This is a genomic window from Candidatus Methylomirabilota bacterium (assembly GCA_035936835.1).
Classification (GTDB): domain Bacteria; phylum Methylomirabilota; class Methylomirabilia; order Rokubacteriales; family CSP1-6; genus AR37.
The window spans coordinates 1-16,252 of the sequence record DASYVT010000056.1 but is presented as its reverse complement, the minus strand read 5'-3'; the positions used below and the strand labels follow the sequence as shown (position 1 = coordinate 16,252).

Annotated in this window: 18 protein-coding genes; 9 read left to right on the top strand and 9 right to left on the bottom strand. The window is 68.8% G+C overall.

Features of this window, described 5'->3' with window-relative positions; all coding sequences use genetic code 11:
• The 4 genes from VGV06_04600 to rho form a co-directional block, all read left to right on the top strand.
• A partial coding sequence (locus VGV06_04600) for a DUF1932 domain-containing protein (GenBank protein HEV2054439.1) occupies positions 1-381 on the top strand: 381 nt, incomplete at its 5' end.
• Between the two features lie 20 nt (positions 382-401).
• Positions 402-1,286, top strand: coding sequence for a branched-chain amino acid ABC transporter permease (locus VGV06_04595; GenBank protein HEV2054438.1), 885 nt, complete (start codon positions 402-404; stop codon positions 1,284-1,286).
• Entirely contained in the window at positions 1,286-2,179 is an 894-nt protein-coding gene (locus tag VGV06_04590) for an alpha/beta hydrolase (GenBank protein ID HEV2054437.1), read from the top strand. The genes VGV06_04595 and VGV06_04590 overlap by 1 nt, the downstream gene beginning before the upstream one ends.
• A gap of 257 nt (positions 2,180-2,436) precedes the next feature.
• Positions 2,437-3,321: a transcription termination factor Rho gene (gene rho / locus VGV06_04585; GenBank protein HEV2054436.1), complete on the top strand. Its 885-nt coding sequence runs from the start codon at positions 2,437-2,439 to the stop codon at positions 3,319-3,321.
• A gap of 51 nt (positions 3,322-3,372) precedes the next feature.
• Here rho and VGV06_04580 read toward each other — a convergent pair whose 3' ends face one another.
• Together VGV06_04580 and VGV06_04575 are read right to left on the bottom strand one after the other, a co-directional pair.
• A complete protein-coding gene (locus VGV06_04580) occupies positions 3,373-3,660 on the bottom strand; it encodes a response regulator (GenBank protein HEV2054435.1) in 288 nt (95 codons plus the stop codon).
• A gap of 264 nt (positions 3,661-3,924) precedes the next feature.
• Complete coding sequence (locus VGV06_04575) at positions 3,925-4,341, bottom strand: VOC family protein (protein HEV2054434.1); 417 nt, start codon at positions 4,339-4,341, stop codon at positions 3,925-3,927.
• 115 nt (positions 4,342-4,456) lie between these two features.
• Here VGV06_04575 and VGV06_04570 point away from each other — a divergent pair, with 115 nt between their 5' ends.
• Together VGV06_04570 and VGV06_04565 are read left to right on the top strand one after the other, a co-directional pair.
• A complete protein-coding gene (locus VGV06_04570; protein ID HEV2054433.1) occupies positions 4,457-5,125 on the top strand; it encodes an ABC transporter substrate-binding protein in 669 nt (222 codons plus the stop codon).
• Positions 5,126-5,130: 5 nt separating this feature from the next.
• Positions 5,131-5,769 (top strand): FMN-binding negative transcriptional regulator, encoded by a 639-nt coding sequence (locus tag VGV06_04565; GenBank protein HEV2054432.1) that lies wholly within the window; start codon positions 5,131-5,133, stop codon positions 5,767-5,769.
• Positions 5,770-5,799: 30 nt separating this feature from the next.
• On the opposite strand, the gene VGV06_04560 is transcribed toward VGV06_04565, so the two are convergent.
• Complete coding sequence (locus tag VGV06_04560) at positions 5,800-6,432, bottom strand: ABC transporter substrate-binding protein (protein ID HEV2054431.1); 633 nt, start codon at positions 6,430-6,432, stop codon at positions 5,800-5,802.
• 125 nt (positions 6,433-6,557) lie between these two features.
• On the opposite strand from VGV06_04560, the gene VGV06_04555 reads away from it, so the two are divergent.
• Positions 6,558-7,847, top strand: coding sequence for an LLM class flavin-dependent oxidoreductase (locus tag VGV06_04555; protein ID HEV2054430.1), 1,290 nt, complete (start codon positions 6,558-6,560; stop codon positions 7,845-7,847).
• A gap of 29 nt (positions 7,848-7,876) precedes the next feature.
• Here VGV06_04555 and VGV06_04550 read toward each other — a convergent pair whose 3' ends face one another.
• The 6 genes from VGV06_04550 to VGV06_04525 are packed head-to-tail and all read right to left on the bottom strand — an operon-like array spanning position 7,877 to position 14,390.
• Positions 7,877-8,479 (bottom strand): thioredoxin family protein, encoded by a 603-nt coding sequence (locus VGV06_04550; protein HEV2054429.1) that lies wholly within the window; start codon positions 8,477-8,479, stop codon positions 7,877-7,879.
• 52 nt (positions 8,480-8,531) lie between these two features.
• On the bottom strand, positions 8,532-9,617 hold the full coding sequence (locus VGV06_04545; protein ID HEV2054428.1) for a hypothetical protein: 1,086 nt from the start codon (positions 9,615-9,617) through the stop codon (positions 8,532-8,534).
• Between the two features lies 1 nt (position 9,618).
• A complete protein-coding gene (locus VGV06_04540) occupies positions 9,619-10,617 on the bottom strand; it encodes an MBL fold metallo-hydrolase (protein HEV2054427.1) in 999 nt (332 codons plus the stop codon).
• A 31-nt stretch (positions 10,618-10,648) separates the two neighbouring features.
• A complete protein-coding gene (locus VGV06_04535; protein HEV2054426.1) occupies positions 10,649-11,677 on the bottom strand; it encodes an amidohydrolase family protein in 1,029 nt (342 codons plus the stop codon).
• The gene (locus VGV06_04530) at positions 11,674-12,681 is read right to left on the bottom strand and encodes an NAD(P)-dependent oxidoreductase (GenBank protein ID HEV2054425.1); all 1,008 of its coding nucleotides are present in this window, start codon (positions 12,679-12,681) and stop codon (positions 11,674-11,676) included. Before VGV06_04530 ends, VGV06_04535 begins: the two co-directional genes overlap by 4 nt.
• Entirely contained in the window at positions 12,681-14,390 is a 1,710-nt protein-coding gene (locus VGV06_04525; GenBank protein HEV2054424.1) for a thiamine pyrophosphate-requiring protein, read from the bottom strand. The genes VGV06_04530 and VGV06_04525 overlap by 1 nt, the downstream gene beginning before the upstream one ends.
• A gap of 169 nt (positions 14,391-14,559) precedes the next feature.
• On the opposite strand from VGV06_04525, the gene VGV06_04520 reads away from it, so the two are divergent.
• Both VGV06_04520 and VGV06_04515 read left to right on the top strand, forming a co-directional pair.
• Positions 14,560-15,354, top strand: coding sequence for an enoyl-CoA hydratase-related protein (locus VGV06_04520; GenBank protein HEV2054423.1), 795 nt, complete (start codon positions 14,560-14,562; stop codon positions 15,352-15,354).
• Positions 15,354-16,130, top strand: a complete 777-nt coding sequence (locus VGV06_04515; GenBank protein ID HEV2054422.1) for an LLM class flavin-dependent oxidoreductase — start codon at positions 15,354-15,356, stop codon at positions 16,128-16,130. Before VGV06_04520 ends, VGV06_04515 begins: the two co-directional genes overlap by 1 nt.
• Positions 16,131-16,252 lie beyond the last annotated feature (122 nt).

Genomic DNA, 16,252 nt, shown 5'->3' with positions numbered 1-16,252 from the left:
GACGGCGGACCCGGCGCGGCTTCCGCGCTCAAGATGGCCTATGCCGCGTACACGAAGGGCACGGCGGCGCTCCTCGTGAGCATCCGGGCGCTGGCGATCCGGGCCGGCGTGGACCAGGCGCTGCTGGACGAGTGGGCGCGGAGCCAGCCGGAGCTGGGAGCCCGCTCCGAGCGCGCCGCCGGCGAGACCGCACGGAAGGCCTGGCGATTCACCGGTGAGATGGCGGAGATCGCGGCGACGTTCGATGACGCCGGGCTTCCCGACGGCTTCTTTCGGGCCGCCGCGGAGATCTACGAATCTCTCGCCGGTTACAAGGACGCGCCCGGGATGCCCTCGGTGGCGGAGGTCGCGAAGGCGCTGGCAGGACGGCCTCGCGACTGATCGCCGACGAGGGAGCGAACGTGCTGTTCTTCGTTTCCCTGTTCGTGGATGGGGTGCTGGCCGGTGTGGTCTACGCCCCGATCGCCCTCGCCTTCGTGGTTGTGTACAAGGCGTCCCGCATGATCAATTTCGCGCTGGGCGAGTGGGCGATGGTCGCCTCGCGGCTGGTGGCCACAGGGCTGCACGCGCTGGGGCTCGGCCTGGCCGGAGCCCTCGGCTCCGCGTGCGCCGGCATGGTGGCGCTGGCCTTCGTCTTCAACCGATTGATCCTGCGCCGGCTCGGCGGTCGTCCGCTGATCTCCCTAATCATGGTCACGCTCGGGCTCGGCGCGTTGATGCGCGGTGCGGCCGCCCTCGTGTTCACGGACATCCCCGCCGCGATCCCCCTTCCGATCCCCCAGGAGCCGCTCGTCGTGCACGGCGTGCCGGTCGCGGTCGGCAAGCTCGTCGGGGCGGGGGTCGCTCTGGTCTGCGTCGCCGCCGTGAGCTGGTTCTTCAGCCGGAGCAGGACCGGAGTCGCGCTGCGGGCCATCGCGGACGACCAGCAGGCGGCCATGGCGGTCGGCATCGATCTCAACCGCCACTTCGCCCTGACGTGGGCCATGGTGGGCGTTCTCTCGGTCTGCGCGGGCACGCTGTGGACGGTCGTGTCCGGCGGCGGCTTCGGCATGGCGCTCGTCGGGCTCAAGGTGTTCCCGATCGTCATCATCGGCGGGCTCGACAGCATTCCCGGCACCCTCGCCGGCGCCGTCGTCGTCGGCGTGCTGGAGAGCTTGGCGGCGGGGTATGTCGATCCGCTCCTGGGCGGGGGTTTCAGCAATGTCGCTTCCTATCTCGTGCTCATCGCGATGCTGTTCGTGCGCCCCTACGGGATGTTCGGCCGGCCCGACGTTGAACGGGTGTAATGACGCTCACGGCCCGGACGCCCTGTCTGGAGATCACCTACGAGGCGCACGGCGATCCGCGAGGCTTCCCCGTCGTCCTCCTGCACGGGTTTCCCGACGATGTGCGAGCCTGGGACGGGGTGGCCCCGCCGCTCGCCGCCGCCGGCTATCGCGTCCTCGTGCCCTACCTGCGCGGCTACGGACCGACCCGCTTCCTCGACCCCGCGGCGCCGCGCATGGCCCAGCAGGCGGCGATCGGACAGGACCTGCTCGACTTCATCGACGCCCTCGCGCTGCCGCGCGTCGCGCTGGCCGGCTACGACTGGGGCGGCCGCGCGGCGTGCATCGCCGCGATCGTGGCGCCGGCCCGCGTGCGCGGGCTGGTGACCATCGGCGGGTACAACGTGCAGAACACGACGGCGCCGTCGCGCCCCGCGCCCGCGGCCGAGGAGCGGGCCAAGTGGTACCAGTGGTACTTCAACACCGAGCGCGGCCGCCGGGGACTCGAGCAGAACCGGCGCGAGATCTGCCGGCTCCTGTGGCGCGAATGGTCGCCGAGCTGGCGCTTCGACGACGCCACCTTCGACCGCACGGCGCAATCATTCGACAGCCCCGACTTCGTCGAGGTGGTGATCCACTCCTACCGCCACCGGCACGGCAATGCGCCAGGCGAAGCGCGCTTCGATCCACTGGAGCGGCGTCTCGCGGAGCGGCCCCCGATCACCGTGCCGACCACGGTGCTGCATGGGGCCGAGGACACGGTCGACCCGGCGCGGCAGTCCGAGCGCCACATGCCGCTCTTCCCGGCCGGCACGGAGCGCCGGGTCGTGCCAGGCGGCGGCCACTTCCTGCCGCGCGAGCAGCCGGCGGCGGTCGCCGAGGCGATCCTGGCGCTCCTGGCGCGGACCGGCTAGGCGCGCCTCCAAACTGACCCAGTAGCGCCGGGCGAGGCGATTATTCGGAAACCAGCGTTTTGAGTTAGACTGTTAGCTACCCCAAGCGCAGTGCTGCGGGGAGCACTCCAGCCCGTGTGCGAGCCGGGCTCGTCAGCCTTCCCATGCGGCAATGAGGTCTTCAGACATGAGCGTTACAGTTGAGTAGACGGTCTCACCACTCCCGCCGGCCGGGAGGGCACCAGCCCAGCGGGTCGCGCGGGCCGGGTCCATCACGGATGCCGCCGCCGGCCGCCGCGACCTCGGGCTTCGAGAGCCTCACCGCGGTCCAGCCCTACGAGCGGCTGAAGCTCGAGACCACGGCGTCCGAGCTGTCCATGCGCGCGATGGACTTGGTCTCGCCCATCGGCCGGGGCCAGCGCGGGCTCATCGTCGCCCAGCCGCGGACGGGGAAGACCATGCTGCTGCAAGGCATCGCCAAGGCGGTGCTCGCCAACCACCCCGAAGTAATCGTCATCATTCTCTTGGTAGACGAGCGCCCCGAGGAGGTGACGGATTTCCGGATGACCATCGGCAAGGCGGCGGAAATCGTCGCCTCGAGCAACGACAACCCCTACCGCCGGCACATCGAGGTGACCGAGCAGGTCCTCGAGAAGGCTAAGCGCCTGGTGCTCGAGAAGCGGGACGTGCTCGTCCTCTTCGACTCCCTCACGCGCATGACGCGCGCGTACAACAACGAGCTGAGCTCGCGCGGGCGCACCATGTCCGGCGGCATCGACAGCCGCGCGTTCCAGATGCCGCGCGCCTTCTTCGGGGCAGCCCGCAAGCTCGAGGAGGGCGGGTCGCTCACGATCGTGGGCACGGTCCTGGTCGAGACGGGCTCCCGGATGGACGACATCATCTTCGAGGAGTTCAAGGGCACCGGGAACATGGAGCTCCATCTCACCCGGGAGCTGGCCGACCGCCGCATCTTCCCGTCCATCGACATTCTCAAATCCGGCACCCGCCGCGAGGAGCTCCTCTTCACCGAGGACGAGCTGAAGAAGATCCATCTCCTCCGTCGCGCGCTCTCCGGCACCAAGCCGGTGCAGGCCATGGAGGCCATGCTCGAGCGCCTCCGCCTCACCGCGACCAACGCGGAGTTCCTCAAGTCCCTCGGGTAGGGCGCAGCCGTTCAGGGCAGACGGGCCCTGACCTTCTTGACGAGCTCCTCCCTACGCGGCGCCCAGGACTTTCCGAACCAGCTCCAGCAGCTCGACGAGGTTGAAGGGCTTTCGCAGCAGCGGCAGACCGGTTTCCTGCACGAGGCGATGCGCCTCTGAGGTTCCCGCGGTGCCCGTGAGGAAAATGATCTTCTGCGGCGGATGTGTCTGACGCTTCGCCAACTCCCGGGAGAGGCCGGCGCCGTCCAGCTCGGGCATGTGGAGGTCGGTCAGGATCAGGTCGTAGCGCCGGCCTTGGACCTTCTCAAGCGCCGCGATGCCGTTCGGCGCGGTGTCGATGCGATACCCCGTCCAGGCTCAGCATGTCGATGATGAGCTGGGTGATCATGGGATCGTCGTCGACGAGTAAGATGCGAGCGCGAACGTCCGGCGCGGGCGAAGGGGCTCTGGCAGTGCGCATAGTACAAGTCCTGATTCATCACAGAGCAAGGGCCGGGCCACTTCGTGCGGGTCACAGAAACGTGTAATTACGAGGCTCGGGGCGCCCCGAGGCCCCGAAATTGTCAGGCGGGAGGCGGAAACCGGCAGCGATCCGGCCGCCCGCTAGGACTCCATGCGCCGGGGCGCGGCGGATTTCGTCGGGCCGATGAACTCCACCATGTTGCCGTCCGGATCCTTGACGAAGACCTGGCGGAGGCCCGTCGGCCCGGAGACGACGTCGCGGCAGGGCAACCCCAGCTCCGAGATCTGACGCGCGGTCTTGTCGGCGTCCTCGGTCCAGAGGGCGAAGTGCGCGTAACGCGCCAGGATCTTCTCCCGCTCGACCGCCGGGCGCACGAGCTGGTCGTTCAGGATGATGTGCAACGAGAGGCCGCCGCCGAGGCTGTACCAGATGCCGGGAAAGTCGAAGGCCGGGCGCGGGATCTCCTCGAGTCCGAGCAGGCCGGTGTAGAACTCCCGCGCCTTGGCGACGTCGGTGACGGTGATGCTCACATGGTTCAGCTCCTTGAACAGGCTCATGGCGATCTCCTCATGTCGACCTCACAGGACCCGCGGCTCACCGACCGGTATCCTAGCATGGGTCGGCTGGAGGCGGGTGGCTTTGGGTTGCGCTTCGGTATAAGATGACCCCGCTATGACCCGCGCCCTCGCCGCCCTCGCCGCCGTGCTGGCGCTCCTCGTGGCGCGCGACGCTGTCGCCGGCGTCCCCACCGACCAGCTCCGCGGGTCGATCGACCTCGTCCTGAAGATCGTCACGGATCCCGAGCTCAAGAAGGAGGCGGGGACGGCCGAGCGCCGGAGGAGGATCCGGGCGGTGGTCAACCAGATCTTCGACTTCACCGAGATCTCGCAGCGGAGCCTCGGGCGTCACTGGCAGGCGCGCACGCCCGCCGAGCGCGAGCAGTTCGTCGCGGTCTTCGGCGATCTCCTCGAGAACGCGTACATCACCAAGATCGAGAGCTACTCCGGGGAGAAGATCCAGTACCCCGGCGACGTCATCGACGGCGACCTCGCGGTCGTCAAGACGCGGATCGTGACGAAGCAGGCGACGGAGATCCCGATCGACTACCGCATGTTCCTGAACGGTTCGCGCTGGGCCGTCTACGACGTGAGCATCGAGGGCATCAGCCTCATCGGCAACTACCGCTCGCAGTTCAACGCGGTCATCCAGCGCTCGGGCTACCCCGACCTCGTCGCCAAGCTCAAGGCGAAGCAGGACGAGCGCCCCGGGGCGCGGGAGGCAGGGCGCCAGGAGCCGGTCGTGCCGACCGCCGCGGCGGTAAAGCCGCGCGAGTCGCCCTAGCCAGCATGTACGTCCCGTCGCATTTCGAAGAGACACGGCCCGACGTCCTTCGCCAGCTGATCCACGACCACTCGCTGGCCGCGCTGGTGACCCTCGGTTCGGACGGGCTCAACGCGAACCACATCCCCCTCGAGCTCGATCCCGGGCCGGCGCCATTCGGGACGCTGCGGGGTCACGTGGCGCGCGGCAACCCGGTGTGGCGCGACTTCTCACGGGACGTCGAGGCGCTCGCCGTCTTCCAGGGGCCCCAGGCGTACATCTCGCCCTCGTGGTACCAGACGAAGCGGGAGACGGGCAAGGTCGTGCCGACGTACAACTACATCGTCGTCCACGCGTACGGTCCCATGCGGATCATCGAGGACCGCGCGTGGCTGCGGGGGCTGGTGGAGCGGCTCACGAAACGCTACGAAGCGGGGAGGGCGGAGCCGTGGAAGGTCACGGACGCGCCCGCCGACTTCGTCGAGCAGATGCTCGGCGCCATCGTCGGGATCGAGATCCCGCTCACCCGGCTGGTCGGCAAGTGGAAGGTGAGCCAGAACAGGCCGTCGGTGGACCGGGACGGCGTCGTCACGGGCCTGCGTGAGATGAACGACAGCGATGCCCAGACGATGTCGGGCCTGGTGAAGAAGGCGGCGGGCTCGTAGCGCGAGACCGCGGCGCCGTGAGACGGCCGGCTAGCGGTTGCCCTGACCGGCCCGTCGCGGGGTCTTGGTGCTCTTTTCGCTGAGGAACTCGCCCCGGGTTTTCAGACGCTTGACCAGCTCCTCGTACGAGGTGGTTCGGATCACCCGATCGAACTGCGAGCGGTAGTTGGAGATCAGGCTCAGGTTCTCGACGAGGATGTCGTAGATCAGCCAGCGGGTCTCCTTCCGCAGTAGCCGTGATTCGACCGGCACCTCGGTGCCGTTCTTGGTCGTGATGCGCGCCCGGACGGTCGCCCGGTCGCCGTCGATCTGCTCGCTCACGTACGTGAGCTTCTCCCCGCCGAACTCGTCGATCCTGGCGATGTACGTTTGCTCGAGCAGGTTCGCGAACAGCTTCACGAACTCCTCGCGCTCGGCCGGGGTCCGCTGCAGCCAGTGCGGGCCAAGGGCCCGCTTGGCCGTCTCCGTCACTTCGAAGACCTCCTCGGCGAGGTGCTTGACCGCCTCGCGCCGCTCCGGCAGCGAGAGCGCGGGATTCTGCAGGACTTTGAGCACCTGGTCGGTATACGTGCGCAGCTGATCCGTCGGCGGGCCCGCCCAGGCATCCGACGCGAGGCCCAGCACGAGAACCGCTAGCAGGGGGATCAACCGATGCCCGATCATGTCGCCGTCTCAGTCATAGTGATATTGTCGCACGATCGCGACTGTCGTGCCTCCGTTGATGCTGACCGGGCGGGCGTTATGGTACTGTCCCAGCGCAGGTCTGACGCAGGCGAAAGGAGAGGGCAATGCGCTTCGGCATCTTCTACGAACACCAGCTCCCGCGCCCGTGGCCGGAAGGCGGCGAGCTCAAGCTCTTCCAGGACGCGCTCAGCCAGGTCGAGCTGGCCGACCGGCTCGGCATCGACTACGCGTGGGAGGTCGAGCACCACTTTCTCGAGGAGTATTCCCACTCCTCGGCGCCCGAGGTTTTCCTGGCCGCGGCGTCGCAGCGCACGAAGCGGATCCGTCTCGGGCACGGCATCACCCTCATGCCGCCCGCGTACAACCACCCCGCAAGGGTTGCGGAGCGGCTGGCCACGCTCGACCTGGTCTCCAACGGCCGCGTCGAGTGGGGAACCGGCGAGTCGGCATCGCGCGCGGAGCTTGAAGGCTTCGGCATCGACCCCGCCGAGCGGCGGGCGATGTGGCGCGAGACCACCGAGCAGGTCGCGAATATGCTCGCCATGGACCCGTACCCGGGCTACCAGGGCAAGTACTTCGCGATGCCCGTGCGCAACGTCGTGCCCAAGCCTGTGCAGAAGCCGCACCCGCCGCTCTGGGTGGCCTGCTCGAACCGCGAGACCATTCACTTGGCCGCGCAGCTGGGGATGGGCGCGCTCACCTTCGCCTTCATCGATCCCGCGGAGGCGGCGCACTGGATCTTGGACTACTACGACACGTTCAAGCGCGAGTGCGTGCCGATCGGCCACAGCGTCAACCCGAACGTTGCCATGGTCACGGGCTTCTCGTGCCATCCCGACGCCGAGGAGGCCGGGCGGCGCGGCACGGACGGCTTCCGCTTCTTCCAGTTCGCGCTCGGTCACCACTACAGCTTCGGCAAGCACACGCCTGGGCGGACAGACATCTGGAAGAAGTTCGTCGCCGTGCGAGAGCAGATCGGGCTCGAAGTGCTCGGCGGCGGAACTGGCTGCATCGGCGCGCCGGCGCAGCTCGCGGAGAGCCTGCGGCAGTTCGAGGCGAACGGGGTGGACCAGACCGTCTTCATCCAGCAGGGCGGCAACAACCGGCACGAGCACATCTGCGAGTCGCTCGAGCTGTTCGCGCGCGACGTAATGCCGGAGTTCAGGGAGCGCGACGCCGCCCGGCAGGCGCGGAAGATGGAGGAGCTGGCGCCGTACATCGAGGCGGCATTCGAGCGGAAGAAGTCGATGGCCCCGCTCGCCGAGCGCGACATCCCGACCTACGAGGCGTACGGGCTGACGGTGGCCGAGGTGGACATCTCCAAGATGCCGGAGGCGAACCGGCTCCGCTACCTGGCCTTCCGCAAGATGCGCGAGATCGCCGAGCGGAGCTGAGCGCCCGGCTCGGCGATCCCGCCGGTCGGCTACTTCTTGGCTGCGAGGCCGAGCCGCGTCTCCAGCACCCCGCGCACCTCTTTCGCCGTCTCGCGCCAGAAGCTCTTGTCGGCTGGGCCGTCGTACCCGGCCTGGACCTGCTTCCGGAACTCGGCCATCGCGGCGTCCTTCTTGTCCTCCGTCGCGACGTCCAGCGTCGTGGCGCGGATCGCGAACATCTTCTGCGTGGCGGCTCCCGGCCGCTCGATCCAACGCCCGATCTCGTTCCAGTCTTTGTCGAAGAAAGCGACGATGGGGATGGACCGGTAGCCGTTGTTCAGGAAGCAGTCCGTCAGGTCGGGGTTCTGGTCGCGGAGGTGCACGCGCAGCTCGCAGCCCGGCATCGCCTCGGCGATCCGCGCGATCATCGGCGAGTTGCGGTGGACGTCCCCGCACCAGTTCTCGGCGAGCATGAGGATTGACTTGACCTGGCCCAAGGAGCTGAAGAACTGCTTCTCCTCGGCGGTCAGCGAGGCCTTGTTGTAGTTCTCCTCGGTGCGGGCCTTGGTGTCGCCCATCTGGGCCAGGTAGTCCTTCCAGGTCATGCCTGTGGCGAAGCGCTGCGCGTCCAGCGGAATCTTCTCTTGGGCCATCTCGTGGTCTCCTTGGTTCTGGGGTTGGACTACGTCTGCCGGGGTGCTGATATTACACCCCGGGCGCGCGTCCTGCTCGATCTCGTGCGGGCGCCCGCCGCATGTGCAGAGCGGCGGCGCGGTGGCTCTCGAGCAAGGCCGGAACGCGCTGGGGGTCCGTCCGCCCCCAGCCGCACTCGGCGGCGACTCCGAATCTGTCCGCGAATGACCGTGCCGCGCTGATGCGAGCGAGGTCACCCTCGCGGTCGTCGTGGTGTATCAGCCCGAGATACAGAGCGGAGTCGTCGAAGCCCCGCAGCCGAGCGAGCGGGCGGAAGTAGTCGGCGTCGGTCCGGTCCTTGGGCACGGGTATGTGCAGGAAGTCGACGCGCCGCCCGAGGGCCTGGCGCAGACCGTCGGCCATCTCGACCATGACCGCCATGTCGCGCGGCATGACCAGGTGCTCGTCCGCGGGCGAGCCGTAGCACAGGTGATATCCGACCTCGACCGCGTCGGGCACGGCCCCGCCGAGCCGCGCCAGCTCGGCCGAGATCTGATGCTTGTAGTCGGCTGGTCTGTCGGGGAAGAAGCCCTCGTAGACCAACACCTCCTGGCAGACGTCCCACTGGATCGCGAGCTGCGCGGCGGGGATCGCGCTCACGATGCCGTCCAGGGCCTGTCGCAGGGCGCGCTCATACGCCTGGATGTACGGCTCGCGCGCCCTCGGACTGACGTACCTGTAGGCGCTCGCCATCGGCGTCGGCAGGCAGACCTGGAATCGCACGCGTGGCGGGATCACCCCGGCAGCCTGTAGCGCCTGGAAGGTCTCATACGAGGCGCGCGCCGCAGGCGCATACCCCGTCTCGAACGTCACGCTGTCCGGATCGGTCCCCGACCGGAAGCGAAGCAGGTGCATCTCGCGCAGAAGCTTGCCGTCCCACTGGCGCAGCGCGAAGAGCGGGACGGTCGGATCGACCTCCATGGCCGGATGCTTCTCGAGCATGAGGCGCTGGAAGTAGATCCAGCGGCGGCGCTCGCCCGTCTCGCCGTCCGGGAGGCGGGAGAGATGCGAGCCGAGCGCGGCGCAGACCGTCCGGAATACCGTCTCGGCGTCGGCCAGCGGCACGCTGCCGATGAGATGCGCCCCGCCGTCCCGCACCTCAGCTGACCATCGCGTAGGTGCGCTCGATGTTGCGCAGGAGGCCCGCGCGCCACGGCCTGTAGTCGCCGTACGTGGAGAACGGCTTCTCGTACGTGGGGGCGAGCCGGTCCGGCACGCGCCGCTGGACTTCCTCGAGCGTGGCGCCGCGGGCCGCTTCCTCGCGGACGGCTTCGACCATGTCATGGACGTAGCCGCGGAAGATCCGGAGCCAGTCGCGGCCCGCGGGCTCGCCGTGGCCCATGATGATGTGGGTGAAGTCGAGCTCGGCGAGGCGGTCCAGCGTCGTCACCCAGTCCTCGGGGTAGCCGTCGCCCATGAAGGGCGTCCAGCCGATGACGGCGTCGCCCGTAACAACCACCTTTTCCTTCGGGAGATAGACGAACACGTCCCCCTCGGTGTGGGCGCGCCCGAGATAGAGGAGATGGATCTCGCGGTCGCGGCGGTAGAGCTTCATCGTCCGCTCGAAGGCCATGGTGGGGAGCGCGGGCTTCAGCGCCGTCACCTCGGCAAGGTACGACTCGGCGTGGCCCAGGTCGGCCTGGAGCTTCGCGCGCTCTGCTGCGGTGGTGGCCGCGGCGAGGTCGGCCTTGAGCTTGGCGATCTCGCCCGGCACCTGGCGGACGTGGTCCTGGATGCGCTTGAGCCCCTTCCGCACCATCGCCTCCCGCGTGAGCTGATTGGTGATGATCTCGGCGTTGGGGTAGGCGGCGGGGTAGACCTCGTTGCCGTGCCAGTGGTCCCAGTGGAAGTGCGTGTTGACGACGTAGCGGACGGGCTTCTTCGTGATGTCGCCCAGCCCCTCGACGATGACGCGCGCCGCCGAGGGCTTGGAGTGCGTGTCCACGATGACCACGCCGTCGTCGCTCTCGATGATCGCGGTGTTGCAATTCACCTTGTAGGCGGGCGCGGCGACGGCGACGTGCACGCCGTCGGCGATCTTCTTGAAGTCGAACTTTGCGTCGCCCTTCGTCGGCCCCTCGTGGCTGCAGCAGTCCATTGATCGGATCTCTCCCTCTCCGGGGGTCGGCTCAGGGCTTGAGGCCGTAGAGGCGGCGCGTATTGTCCGCGAGGATCTTCCGCTTCTGCGCATCCGTGATGTCGCCGCGGTCCTTGATCTCGTCGATCGAGCCGGGGTAGCTGTGGTCCCAGTGGGGGAAGTCGGACGCGTACACGATCTGGTTCTCGCCCACGAGCTTCACCGCCTGCGGCAGCAGCCATTCGTCGGCCTCGCAGGAGAAGTAGATGGACCCGCCCCGGATGTACTCGCTCGGCTTCTTGCGCAGCGCCGGCGCTTCCTCCGCGCGCTTGGCGTACTCGTCGTCCATGCGCTCCATCCAGTACGGCGCCCAGCCGCAGCCGGCCTCGAGGAAGGCCAGACGCAGGCGCGGGAAGCGCTCGGGGATCCCCTCGAAGACGACGGACGTGAGCTGGCGCATCTGGCCGAAGGCGTGGGAGCAGGTGTGGGCCTGGATGAATGTCGGGAAGAGATCCACGCCGGCGCCGCCGAGATGCGAGCCCGAGGCGTGTATGCCCAGCATGACGCCGAGCCGGTCGGCTTCCTCGTAGACGGGCAGGAAGCGCTCATCGCCCAGGAGGTGGCTGCCGTCGGCAGCGAGCATTCCGCCGACGTGGCCCAGCTCGCTGACGGCGCGCCGCAGCTCGAGCGCGGCGGCTTTGGGATCCTGCACGGGCAGGAGGGCGACGGCCTGGAGCCGGGGGCTGACCTTGATGAACTCCTCGTGCATGAGCGTGTTGTAGGCGCGGCAGAGCCTGACGGCCCAGTCGCGATCCTTGAGGAAGCTCATGAAGAGGCCGAGGGTCGGGTAAAGCACCGTCAGCTCCATGCCGCCCTTGTCGAGCGCCCGCAGCCACTCCTCGGCGTTGCCCGCCCAGTCGTGGAACTTGTCGACGAGCCGCCGGTCCCAGCCGTCGGCGGTGTACAGGGGAAAGGTGAGCGGCCGCCGTCGCCAGGGCTCGTCGAGGTACTTCGCGATCTGCTGGTACGACTCGGTGACGTGGCCGTCGGCGTCGAGAACGGGGATGGAAAGCTGGCTCATCGCCTGATCCTCCAACGAGGGATCGCCTCGGGGTTGACGCAGTGGACGGGCGCCTCGCCGCGACCGGCGGCGAGGATCTGCTCGAATGCCAGGCGGAGATTGGCGCGCCGGCCCGCCTCGCTGTGGCTGACGTTGTGCGGGGTCAGGATGAGACGCTCGGGATCGACCCCGCGGAGCGGGTTCCCGGGGCCCAGCGGCTCCTTGACGAACGCGTCGATGGCCGCGCCGGCGATCCAGCCCTCACCGAGCGCCCGGGCTACGGCTTCCTCATCGGCCATTTCGCCGCGGGCCGTGTTGACGAGGAGTGCTCCGGGCTTCATGCGCCGGAGCTCCTTCTCGCCGATGAGTCCCCGCGTTTCGTCGGTCAGGGACGCGTGGAGCGAGACGATGTCCGACTCGCCCAGCAATGTGGCGAGATCCACCAGCGTCGCACCGAGGGCCTCGGCGTGGGGCACCGGCACATATGGATCGGCTGCGAGGAGGCGCACATCCCAGTTACGGAGCCGCCGCGCCACGTGCGAGCCCACGCGGCCGAGGCCGACGAGGCCGACCGTCTTGCCGAAGAGGAACTCGCCGCGGTCCTGGCGCTGCGCCAACTCCCCGCGGCGGAGCTTGGCCTCGTTGTGCTTGACGCGCTTGAGCAGCATCAGGATGAGACCGATGGTCGCCTCGGCGACGGCGATGAAGTTCTCTGGCGTCGGGCTGTTGGCGACGAGGATGCCGAGTCTCGAGGCCGCGGCGAGGTTGATCTTGTCCGTTCCGATAAAGGGCACGATGACGAGCCGGAGGTCCGGCGCGGCTTCGAGGACGCTGCGGCTGACGGTCTCGAGGTGTGAAGCGAGGATGACGTCAACGCCGCGGGCGCCCTCGATCAGCTCCGCTTCCGTGTAGGCCTTCCGGCCGGGCTGGTCGAGCGGGCGGCCGATGATGACCTCGTGGCCGGCTTGGAGTAGCGGATCGAGCTCTTCGGTCGGGCCGCTCGGTCCCGTGGCGAAGATCTTCATCACGGCTTCTTGCAGATCACGTTGAGGAGAACCTGGCGCTTCTCTTCCTTGAGGATGCGCAGCGCTCGCCTGAGCACGTCGGGGAGCTGCGCCGGGTCCTCGACCCGCTCGCCGTGGCCGCCCGAGGCCTGGCACACCAGCTCGTAGTCGGGCGCCGGCTCGAGCGCGGTCAGCGGCATGGAGCCGGTCCTGACGGCCCAGCCGTCGTGGGCAAAGGACTGGACGGCGCGCTTGACCGCGTTCCAGGTGCGGTTGTTGAAGACGACGAACAGGACGGGGAGATTGTACGCGCGAGACACGAAGTGAGCGGCGGTGGGCGCGCCGAAGATGTAAGCGCCGTCGCCGACGCAGCAGATCAGCGTCTTGTCGGGCGCCGCCAGCTTGGCCCCGAGCGCGGCGCCGAGTCCCCAGCCGAGCCCGCCCGACGGCGGAGCGGCGAAATAGGTTCCAGGTATCCGGAAGCACGCCTGTGTCGCGTCGAGGTCGTACTCGTTGACCACGATGGTCCGGTCATCCACGAGATCGCCCACGCAGCGCGAGAGCCACGCCATGTCGATGGGCGAGTCGGCCTCCGCGGCGCGCGCCCGCGCCGCCGCGGCATCACGCTGGCGGGCGTGCTCGCCCTCCCAGCGCTTCAGGCGCTCCGCGACGGCGGCGGCGTCCACGCAGCGCGCGACGGCGTCGCGGAGCGCCAGGAGGGTGAGGCGCGGAGTCCCCGCGAGGGCTACGTCCATCGGGAAGCCTCGGAGCGGGTAGCGGGAGAAGAGCGGGTCTACACCGAGGTGGACGATCCGCGCTTCCGCTCGCGGCCGCTTCAGGTGCGGGAGCCACGGCACGTCGGACTCGACGACGAGGATCGCGTCGGCCTCCTCGAGATGGGCCGTGGCATCGAAGCCGGCGTGGAGCGGGTGGTCCTGGGGGAAGTTGACGTAGGTATGGAACTGGTCGAAGACCGGCGCGCCGAGCGCCTCGGCCAGCGCCACGAGAGCGGCAACGGCGCCTGGATCGCGGCCCGCCGCCTTGACGATGATGATCGGGTTCCGCGCTGACGCGAGAAGCTGCGCGGCCTCGGCCACGGCTTCCGGAGCCGGCACCAGCGCGGCAGGCTTCGCCATGCGGGCGGGATCGGCGTACTCGATCGTCTCCCGGCGCTCCGCCAGCACTTCGCGGGGCAGAGTGAGGTAGACCGGCCCTTGAGGCTCGGCCTGCGCCAACGTCAGCGCCCGGTCCACCACGGTCTCGAGATCGGAAGCGCTCCTGAGTTCGTAGTCCCACTTGACGAACTCGCGGACCATCGCCGCCGGGTCGAAGGACTCCTGCGCCCAGTGGATGGGCCGGTCGCGGCTGCCGGAATGTCCGGCCTCCGTGATGGGGTTCCGTCCGGCGCTCATGAGCATCGGCACGTTGGAGCGCGCGGCGTTGATGATGCCGCCGACGGCGTTGCCCGCGCCCACGATCACGTGGACCATGACCGCCTGGGGCCGTCCCGAGACCATCGCGTAGCCGTGGGCCATCGCGACGGCGGGCACCTCGTGCGGGACGGTAATCGGCCGCGGGGCCGCCTGACCCTGGGCGTCGCGCTTGGCGTACGCTTCGATGAGCGGCGCGAAGTCCGTCCCGGCGTTGGCGAAGAGGTACTCGACGCCGCGCGCGGCGAGGAGCTCCAGATAGGCTTCAGCGGTGCTCTCGACTGCCGCTCGCTTCTGCATCGCGGGCTCTCCTTTACGCGGAAACGGGTAAGGGGCGAAAGCCTGCCGAGCTTAGCGCCGGGCGCGGGGCCGGTCAAGGACCCCGGAGACCGGCCCGGCTTGCGCCCGACCGCACTCCGGGATAAGGTCGCGGTGGCCTCTACCCTCTCTCTTCGGAAGGAGCCCGATCGTGCCGCGTGACTACAAGGACGTCCTGTACGAGACCCGGAACCACGTCGCTCGGATCACCATCAACCGGCCCAAGCAGTACAACGCGTTCACGGGCGACACGATCAAGGAGCTGACGCTGGCGTTCGAAGAGGCCAACGTCGACGACGAGGTGGGCGTGGTCGTGCTCACGGGCGCCGGCGATAAGGCCTTCTGCGCGGGCGGCGACGTCAACTGGGAAAAGGAAGGCGGGCTCGAGCGGCAGGTGCTCGAGCCGTACATGCTCCACGTGACCGTGTCGCGCTGCTCCAAGCCTGTCATCGCGCGGGTGAACGGCTACTCGATCGGCGGCGGCAACCACTTGGCATACTTCTGCGACTTCACGATCGCCGCCGACCACGCGGTGTTCGGCCAGAACGGCCCGCGCGTGGGCAGCCCCGCCGGGGGGCCGATCGTGAACTATCTGGCGCATGTGATCGGGCAGAAGCGGGCCCGGGAGATGTGGATGCTCTGCCGGCGCTACACGGCGAAGCAGGCGCTGGACTGGGGCCTCGCCAACGCGGTGGTGCCGCTGGCCGAGCTCGACGCCGAGGTCGGGCGCTGGTGCGAGGAGCTGCTGGCGCTCTCACCCACCTGCCTCCGGATTCTCAAGGCGTCGTTCGTCGCCGAGTTCGACCACGTTCTCGGGCAGGGGGATGCGGTCCGGCGCCTGACCATCACACCGGAGTTCTGGAAGGAAGAGCAGCAGGAAGGCGCGCGGGCGTTTCTCGAGAAGCGGAAGCCCGACTTTTCCCGTTTCCGCAAGAGGAGGGCGTGATGGCACGCGGCTTCGCCCTGTTCGCCGGCACCACTCCCGAGATCATCCGCGCCTCGGCGCGGGAAGCCGAAGCGCTCGGGTACAGCTCCTTCTGGGTCAATCACCCAGGCTCGTTCGACGGCCTCGCCGCGCTCGCACATGCGGCGGGCGAGACGAAGCGCATCGAGCTCGGCATCGGCGTCATTCCGCTCCACACGCGGGGACCCGAGGCGATCGTCCAGGGTGTGCGGGCCACAGCGCTCCCGCTCGATCGCCTGCTCCTGGGCGTCGGCAGCCCGAACCCGAACTCGCTCTCCCGCGTGCGTGACGGCGTGGCGGCGTTGAAGTCCCAGCTCAAGACGCGCGTGATCGTGGCGGCGCTCGGCCCCAAGATGTGCCGCCTGGCGGGGGAGATCGCCGACGGCGTGCTCTTCAACTGGCTGACTGCCGAGCATGCGCGCGTCTCGGCCGGCTGGGTGCGCGACGGCGCCCAGGCGGCGGGACGGAAGCCCCCCACCCTCTTCGCCTACGTCCGCATCGCCCTCGGCGCGAAGGCCTGCGACAAGCTCGCGGAGGAAGGCGGCCGCTACGCTGCGATCCCGGCCTACGGCGCCCACTTCGAGCGCATGGGCGTCAAGCCCGTCGACACGTGCATCGCCGCGCAGAAGGCGGACGAGATCCCGAAAGCGCTCGGGAAGTGGCTGGGTGTAGTCGACGACGTCGTGCTCCGCGCGATCACGGGCGACGACACGATCGAGGAGAACCTGGCGCTGCTCCGCGCCGCCAAACCGGCGTAGAGGCCTCAGCCCACCTGGTACTTCTTGATCGCCGCCGGGTCGAACGCCAGGCCCAGGCCCGGCTTCTTCGGCACGACTAGCCGGCCGCCTTCGATTGCCGGCGTCTCCTCGTAGAGCCGGAG